Annotated in this window: 8 protein-coding genes; 6 read left to right on the plus strand and 2 right to left on the minus strand. The window is 49.5% G+C overall.

Translation table 11 applies throughout. From position 1 onward, the window contains the following. Positions 1-25: 25 nt before the first annotated feature. Both PHU49_11885 and PHU49_11890 read right to left on the minus strand, forming a co-directional pair. Positions 26-613, minus strand: coding sequence for a Yip1 family protein (locus tag PHU49_11885; GenBank protein ID MDD5244706.1), 588 nt, complete (start codon positions 611-613; stop codon positions 26-28). A 174-nt stretch (positions 614-787) separates the two neighbouring features. Then, positions 788-1,543 carry an enoyl-CoA hydratase/isomerase family protein gene (locus PHU49_11890; GenBank protein ID MDD5244707.1) on the minus strand — a complete coding sequence of 252 codons (756 nt, stop codon included), beginning with the start codon at positions 1,541-1,543 and terminating at the stop codon, positions 788-790. 344 nt (positions 1,544-1,887) lie between these two features. Between PHU49_11890 and PHU49_11895 the strand changes: the two genes are divergently transcribed. The 6 genes from PHU49_11895 to PHU49_11920 form a co-directional block, all read left to right on the plus strand. Then, positions 1,888-2,640 carry a 3-oxoacyl-ACP reductase FabG gene (locus tag PHU49_11895; GenBank protein ID MDD5244708.1) on the plus strand — a complete coding sequence of 251 codons (753 nt, stop codon included), beginning with the start codon at positions 1,888-1,890 and terminating at the stop codon, positions 2,638-2,640. Between the two features lie 53 nt (positions 2,641-2,693). Then, positions 2,694-3,803 carry a 6-hydroxycyclohex-1-ene-1-carbonyl-CoA dehydrogenase gene (had, locus tag PHU49_11900; protein ID MDD5244709.1) on the plus strand — a complete coding sequence of 370 codons (1,110 nt, stop codon included), beginning with the start codon at positions 2,694-2,696 and terminating at the stop codon, positions 3,801-3,803. Between the two features lie 26 nt (positions 3,804-3,829). Beyond that, positions 3,830-4,978, plus strand: coding sequence for a 6-oxocyclohex-1-ene-1-carbonyl-CoA hydratase (gene oah, locus PHU49_11905; GenBank protein ID MDD5244710.1), 1,149 nt, complete (start codon positions 3,830-3,832; stop codon positions 4,976-4,978). Positions 4,979-5,083: 105 nt separating this feature from the next. Beyond that, positions 5,084-5,854 carry an enoyl-CoA hydratase/isomerase family protein gene (locus tag PHU49_11910; protein MDD5244711.1) on the plus strand — a complete coding sequence of 257 codons (771 nt, stop codon included), beginning with the start codon at positions 5,084-5,086 and terminating at the stop codon, positions 5,852-5,854. 9 nt (positions 5,855-5,863) lie between these two features. Further along, on the plus strand, positions 5,864-7,036 hold the full coding sequence (locus PHU49_11915; protein MDD5244712.1) for a Xaa-Pro peptidase family protein: 1,173 nt from the start codon (positions 5,864-5,866) through the stop codon (positions 7,034-7,036). Further along, a partial coding sequence (locus tag PHU49_11920; protein ID MDD5244713.1) for a sugar phosphate isomerase/epimerase occupies positions 7,033-7,671 on the plus strand: 639 nt, incomplete at its 3' end. The genes PHU49_11915 and PHU49_11920, both read left to right, overlap by 4 nt.

Consider the following 7,671-nt stretch of genomic DNA (forward strand, 5'->3'; position numbering starts at 1 on the left):
ACGCCTCACGGGTTTTGCTGTGTCGTTACGGTATCATCATTCCCCTGCCGGGTATAACGATGCGGGCGATTGTCCCGGTCAGGTAAAAGACGATGATGCTCACGATAATGATAACAATAATATACCCAACGGTTTTCTCTTTCGGGGTCTCCATGAGGACAGGAAGACCAAGGTAGAAGAGGTAGAGAGAATACAGCGAGGCGATCATAACAATGGGTGAAAGGGCGGGAATGATAAAGAGGACGCTCGCAACCCAGTTCGGGGTGTTTGCATAGACGGCAACCTTCATGGCATTGACCATGTTCTTTCGGGAACCAAAATTTGGTGCCAGTATATCGATGATGAATGCCACAAGATAAAGGCCGGCAAGGGATAGTATGTAATGGAAGACAGCATAACTGATACCGCTCATAAACGGTATCCTGTAGCTGAAACCCATGAAGGACATGCCGACGATAGACCATCCGATGAAGGTGGCAACAGGTGGAATGATCGCGAGGATAGCTGCATACGATATATACAGGTCTTTGATCGTTGTTTCCTCTCCCTTGATCTGTTCCCATGCATCTTTTGGTTTAAAAATGATCTCCTTGACCCTTCCGACTAAGTCCATGTGAACCCTCCTTGTAAATTACCGGGGCTTGCAGTCTGTCCCGGTTTGACGAAATCGCCCCTTACGGCAGCTATCAGCTAACAGCCATCAGCAAAAAGCAGGCTAAGGTTAAGTAAATTCTTGTTCTCCTCAACCTCAACCTTAGCCTGATTCTTCTTGCAATGTACCCGCGCCCTACCTCTTTTTGAAGAACTCCTCCAGTCTCTGTTTGAACAGCTCTTTACCGCCCAGTTGCGACACATAGAACCTTTCTTTGTCGAGATGTATGTCCAGTCCGTGAAAAAGCGAGTGGTTTACGAGGTCTTTAAAACAGCCTATTGTCTCCATCGGAAGGGCTTTCAGGCCCTTGATCATCTCCGCGAGCTTTGCCTCCAGTTCTTCTTCTTCACAGACGACGTTGACAAGTCCGAGCTCTTTTGCCTCTGCCATAGCAATATTCCGCGAAAAGAGATAGAGTTCGTTGAACCTTTTCGCCCCTACAAGCCTGGAGAGGAATATGCTGCCGCCTCCGTCAGGTGTAAGCCCGATCCGTCTGTAGCCCATGTTCATTATCGTATTCCTGGTTGCAATGGAAAGGTCACATGCCAGTGTGAGGCCGACACCTGCCCCGACAGCTACCCCTTCTATGACCGCGATGACGATGGCATTGATATTTCTGATGAGCCTGATGCTTTCATGAAGTATACCGGCCTCGGCGTCGATCAAGGCCTCGGTGTCCGGGGCCTCTTTGAAGGCAATAATATCGCCGCCGGAGCAGAATGCCTTCCCGGACCCGCGTATCACAACGAGCGGCGCCTTCTGACCATCGGCATTCTTTAATGCCCCATAGAGACCATGGAGCAGGTCATAGTCCATGGCGTTCTTCTTTTCCGGTCTGTTGAGGGTGATCGTGTAGATATCATCCTTGTATGTTTCTAATACAACCTCCATCCGTAACCTCCTGTTTAAAATAAGCTTTCAGCTGTCAGCAATCAGCAAAAAAATCAGGTCAAGGTTGAGGCTGAGGCTAAGTTTAAAAAATCCTGTTTCTCCTCAACCTTAACCTCAACCTTAACCTGATTCTTCTCGCAGTCTGCAGAAAGCTTTTTTCGCTTCTTCAATGATGGAATATCTGTGAAAAATTTGCAATATAAAACTTAGGGAAAAGCAGGACCGTAAGGATATGCAAAAAGTCCTTAATAACTATGCTTTTTGTCTTGACATAGATTCTTTTTAACATATAATATAAGTCTTAATTAAAATTTTCACAAATTCAAAAAAGGAGAGGGGCCGTCATGAAATTAGAGGGAAAAAATGCTGTAGTTACAGGCGGTGGAAGGGGTGTAGGAAGAGCGATCAGTCTGGCTTATGCTCAGGAAGGGGCAAATGTTATTGTTAACTACGCAGGAAATGAAAAGGCCGCCAATGAAGTAGTGGAAATGATCCAGAATATGGGGAGGAAGGCCGTGGCAGTGAAAGGCGATGTCGGACAGGAAGCCGACGCCCGGAAGATCGTCGAGGCCTGTGTACAGAACTTTGGTTCAATCCACATCATAGCGAACAATGCAGGCATTTCAAAACCCGCGATGCTCCACAAGATGTCCGTTGAAGTATGGGATGAGGTCGTCAATGTCCAGATGAGAGGCCCCTGGCTGACCGTTAAAGCAGCCTCAAAGTATTTCATGGAACAGAATTATGGGCGGATCATTAATGTTACCTCTGTTGCGGGCATTGTCGGGACCATCGGACAGATCAACTACAGCGCCGCAAAGGGAGGCATCGTGTCAATGACAAAATCCATGGCGCGGGAGCTCGCGAAGTTCAACGTTACGGCAAATGTTATCTCCCTTGGTATCGTTACGACAGACATGACAGAGAAGATATCCACAGACGAGAAACTGAAAGAGATCTATGTACGCAGGATTCTCCTCGGCAGATATGCTGAACCGGAAGATGTAGCACCGGCCTTTGTATTTTTTGCATCAGACGACTCACGCTACGTAACAGGGCAGCTTTTGTGCGTAGACGGCGGTTATGGTATGACGTAAAGGATAGAGGAGGTGATACTCTTTTCATTTCAAATATATAAGGAGGTGTTGTAATGGCTGATGTACCGAAGGTAATAAAACAGTGGCAGATGGTTCAACCGACAGTTTTTAACAGAGAAACAAAAGAGACTACACCCGGAAAGCTTGCTATGGCAGAGATTCCCGTTCCTGAACTGAGAGAGGACGAGGTTCTCGTAGAGGTCGCAGGGTGTGGTGTATGCCATACCGACCTTGGATATTTCTATGACGGCGTTCCGACGGTCAGTAAACCGCCTCTGGCCCTCGGCCATGAGATCAGCGGTGTGGTAGTAGCCGGCGATCCCGCATGGATCGGCAAGGAAGTGATCATTCCCGCGGTTATGCCCTGCAGAAAGTGTATCCTCTGCAAAACAGGAAGAGGCAACAGATGTCTTGCCCAGAAGATGCCCGGCAACTCAATCGGCGTCTACGGCGGTTTTTCAAGCCATATCCCCGTTCCTACCGTTGACCTTTGTCTTGTGTCTGACAGAAAAGGGTATGCACTCGAACAGTTGTCAGTTGTCGCGGATGCGGTAACCACCCCGTACCAGGCAGCAAAAAGGGCTGATCTGCAGCCTGGCGATAACGTGATTGTCATCGGTGCAACCGGTGGGGTCGGTGTCTACATGGCGCAGACCGTGAAGGCGCTCGGCGCAAAGACCGTTATCGGCATTGCAAGGAATCCGAAGAAGCTCGAAAGGGCGCTCAGCTATGGTTGTGACCACGTGATCAGCACCCTCGACAAGACGAACAAGGACGTCGTCGGCGAGTGGAGAAACTTCGTAAAATCCAAAGGCCTTGCCAATACAGGCTGGAAGATCTTTGAGGTAACAGGGACTAAGGCGGGACAGGAACTGGCACTCGACCTGCTTTCATTTGTAGGAAAATTGATCCTTGTCGGATTCGGAATGGCAAAGAGCGAGTATATGTTCTCCAAGCTGATGGCCTTTGATGCCGAGATAATCGGAACATGGGGTTGCCTGCCTGAATACTATCCGATAGTGCTCGACATGGTTCTCTCCAAGAAGATCGTGATCGACCCCTTCGTCGAAGTAAGGCCTATGAGCACCATAGCGGCAACATTTGACGAGATACATAAAGCAGGTTCGCCTGAAAAACGGGTTGTCCTGAAACCCGATTTTTAAATAAAATACCTTAGAGGAGGAAACATATGGGATTAGAATGGATGCCAAGAGAAGGCGGATTAAAAAATCATGACAGACATGGTGCGCAGTGGTGGGGCACAGAAGCTCCCTCCACAGTGTACGAAAAGAGACCCCTGAAGGATCCTAAGGGCAATGTAGTGCCGGGTCTTTATGTTGCATGGATCAGACTTAACAACCCTGCACAGTACAACTCCTATACCACAGAGATGGTAAAGGGTGTTATCGCAGGTTTTGAGAATTCTTCAACAGACCGCGAAGTAGTGGCAACGGTTTTTACCGGAACAGGCCCGAACGCCTTCTGCACAGGCGGCAACACGAAAGAGTATTCAGAGTATTACAGCATGCGTCCGGAAGAATACGGCTGGTATATGGAACTTTTTAACAACATGGTCGACTCGATCCTTATGTGCAAAAAGCCGGTTATCTGCCGGGTGAACGGCATGAGAGTGGCCGGCGGCCAGGAGATCGGCCTTGCCTGTGACCTTGCCATTTCATCTGACCTCGCAATCTTCGGCCAGGCAGGTCCCCGTCACGGTTCAGCCCCTGTGGGCGGCTCCTCTGATTTCCTCCCCTGGTTCCTTACAGCAGAGGATGCGATGTGGAGCTGTGTAAGCTGTGAGATGTGGTCAGCATACAAGATGAAGGCCAAAAACCTCATCTCCAAGGCTATCCCCGTCCTGAAAGACGACAAGGGCAACTGGGTACGCAACCCGCAGGTTATCACCGACGCCTTTGTAAAAGATGGCGAGATCGTCTACGGCGAGCCCAAGACAGGCCAGGAAGCTAAAGATGCCAGGGCATGGGTTAATGATCAACTGAAAAACAACAAATACGATTTCTCACTCCTCGATGCAGAGGTCGACAGGGTCGTCTGGATCTTCGCGAACCTCTTCCCCGGATGCTTGATGAAATCAATTGACGGTGTCAGGCAGAAAAAGAAATCATTCTGGGATGCGATGAAGAACGATCACAGGTACTGGCTGGCAGTAAATATGATGGGCGAGGCATTTGCCGGTTTCGGCGCGTTCAACACGAAGAAGATCACCGGAACGGACACCATCGACTTCATCAAGAACCGCCAGCTCATTGCAGAGGGCGCATTGAACGACGAAGCATACTTCGAAAAGATCTTTGGCAAACCGCAGGCGAAGTAAAGCAACAAGAACCCATAGGGGGGTTTTATGCCCCCCTTTTTTTATTGCAAGGCGCTTGGCGCTATGCGCATAGCGTATTTGTTGTAAAAGGAAAGGAGAAATACCATGGCATTTCAACATATTCTCTATGAAAAAAAGGACAAGGTTGCAAAGATCACATTGAACGTCCCGCCGTCGAACTGGCTGACGATCGTTATGATGAAGGAGATCAACCAGGTGCTTGCGGAGATAAAAAAAGACCCCACCGTACAGCTCCTCGTTTTCGATCATGCCGGCGAGAAGGCATTCTGTGACGGCGTTGACGTGGCTGACCATACGGCCGACAAGGTCAACGAGATGATCGAGGTCTTCCACGGGATGTTCCGCCTTATGACTGAAATGGACGTGACAACCGTGGCAGTAGTGAACGGTCGTTCCCTCGGGGGTGGCTGTGAGCTCATGTCCTTCTGCGATATCGTCATTGCATCAGAGAAGGCACGGATCGGACAGCCTGAGATTGCCGTCGGGGTTTACCCCCCTGTGGCAGCAGCGTGGTTTCCGAAGATCATCGGTCTCCAGAAGACTTACGAACTTCTTTTGACCGGCAAGATCATCAACGCCAAAGAGGCCCAGGCCATAGGGCTCGTGACCGTTGTATTGCCTGTTGAGGGTTTTCAGACAGAAGTGGAGAAGTATCTTGCGGACTATCTGAACAAGAGCAGGCCGGTGGCGATGTGGACGAAAAAGGCGATCAGGGCAGGGCTGAGCCTGGATTTTCTCCAGGCGCTCAAGGCCTCCGAGATCATTTATTTGCAGGGCTGTATGGCCACGGATGACGCCAGGGAAGGAATCAGTGCCTTCATGGAAAAGAGAAAGCCGGTCTGGAAAGACAAGTAGTCAGGAATCATGCAGTACGCACCGAAAGAAGAGATCGACAGCAGGATTGAGAAGGTAAAGGTATTGATGGAAAAGGCCTCTATTGACGGGGCCTTTTTTCATTACAAGATCGATTACTATTACCTCTCCGGTACAATGCAGGATTCACTCCTCTACGTGCCCCTTGACGACAAGCCCATCCTGTTCGTTAAAAGGGAGATATCAAGGGCGCGCAGAGAGTCCCCCATTGAGCGGATACTGCCGATGCGTTCCATGAAGGATATCCTGGACCACATTAAACCAATGAAACGGATAGGGATGCAGCTCGATGTCATACCATACAACGATGTGATGAAATTCAAAGGGCTTTTTGGTGATGTAGAGTTTGTCAATGCATCTCCGCTTACCAGGGAGGTGCGTAAGTTCAAATCACCCTTCGAGATTGCGCTCATGGAAAAGGCCGCGGAGATCCAGAAGAGGGTTTACGCCCTGGTACCGGAGCTCCTGCGCGAAGGAATGACAGAGATTGAGCTGGGCGGCATGCTTGAGGCCCACGCAAAGGCCATGGGGCACGAGGGCCTTTTACGGGTACGTTCACTTAATTATGAGGCCTATACCTGGCATGTCCTGAGCGGACGCACAGGGAGTATTGTAAGCCAGTCCGATTCACCGATGGGCGGCCTCGGGCTATCTCCTGCCTTCCCGGTTGGCGCGAGTATGAAGAAGATAAAGAGGGATGAGCCGGTCCTCATAGATTTCGGTATCTGTTATCACGGCTACCAGGTTGATCAGACAAGGATGTATGCTATAGGGAAGATGCCGGACCTGTTTTCAAGGGCCTACGATGCATGCAGGGAGATACATTACAGGGTGCTCGATAAGACCCTTGAAGGATTAACAAGCAGAGAACTCTTCGAATATTCGAAAGAGCTTGCGGACAGGTTGGGTTACGGTGACGTCTACCTTGGCTTCAAGCCCCACAAGGTCCGGTTCCTCGCCCACGGTATAGGAATAGAGCTGGCGGAACTCCCATTCATTACCGCAAACCATGATTACCCCATTGAAGAAGGGATGGTCTTCGCGATCGAGCCGAAGATGGTCTTCCCGCGGAAAGGCGCCTGCGGCGTTGAAAATACGATCATCATGGAGAAAGGACATTACAGGGTACTTACCGATAACGATGAGAATATCATAATTGTATGAAGATCCTTTTTTCAACAGGATGCCTCTTTCATCTGCCTATTGAGAACATCTTTTTTTACGCGAAGGAAGCAGGTTTCGACGGCTGCGATCTATTAATAGATACGAAATTTGATAGTGACGGTTATCTTGAGAGGGTGCAGCACTGCCTTGATATCCTCCCTGTTTATTCTATCCATGCCCCTTTTATGAAGATGAGGACATGGGGAACCAAGGCTGATATACTTGCCCGGACGATAGATATCGCGCGCACCGTCGGTGCGAAGGTAGTAAACTTTCACCCGCCTTCGTGGTTTGCCATGGAGGTCCAGTTTTTTAAATGGTTCAGGGAGATAAAGGACTTTCAGAAAGAGCTGGGATGTGATGACGTCTTTCTCGCTATAGAAAATATGCCCAGGTCCGGGACAAGGTTGATGCTTACCTCCTATATCCTGAACGATCTGAAAGACCTCGTCGACTTCGGTGTGGAGAGGAACCTCTATTTCACCTTTGACACTACCCACTTCGGGACATTCGGCGATGATATCATAGCGGGTTTCTTACGGGTCTTCAAAACCGGCAGGTTAAAAAATATTCATCTCAGTGACCACGGGTCTCACAGGAGCCATCTTTTTCTCGGGAAAGGCGACCTCCCGATC

The organism is Syntrophorhabdaceae bacterium, assembly GCA_028713955.1.
Taxonomy (GTDB): Bacteria; Desulfobacterota; Syntrophorhabdia; order Syntrophorhabdales; family Syntrophorhabdaceae; genus UBA5609.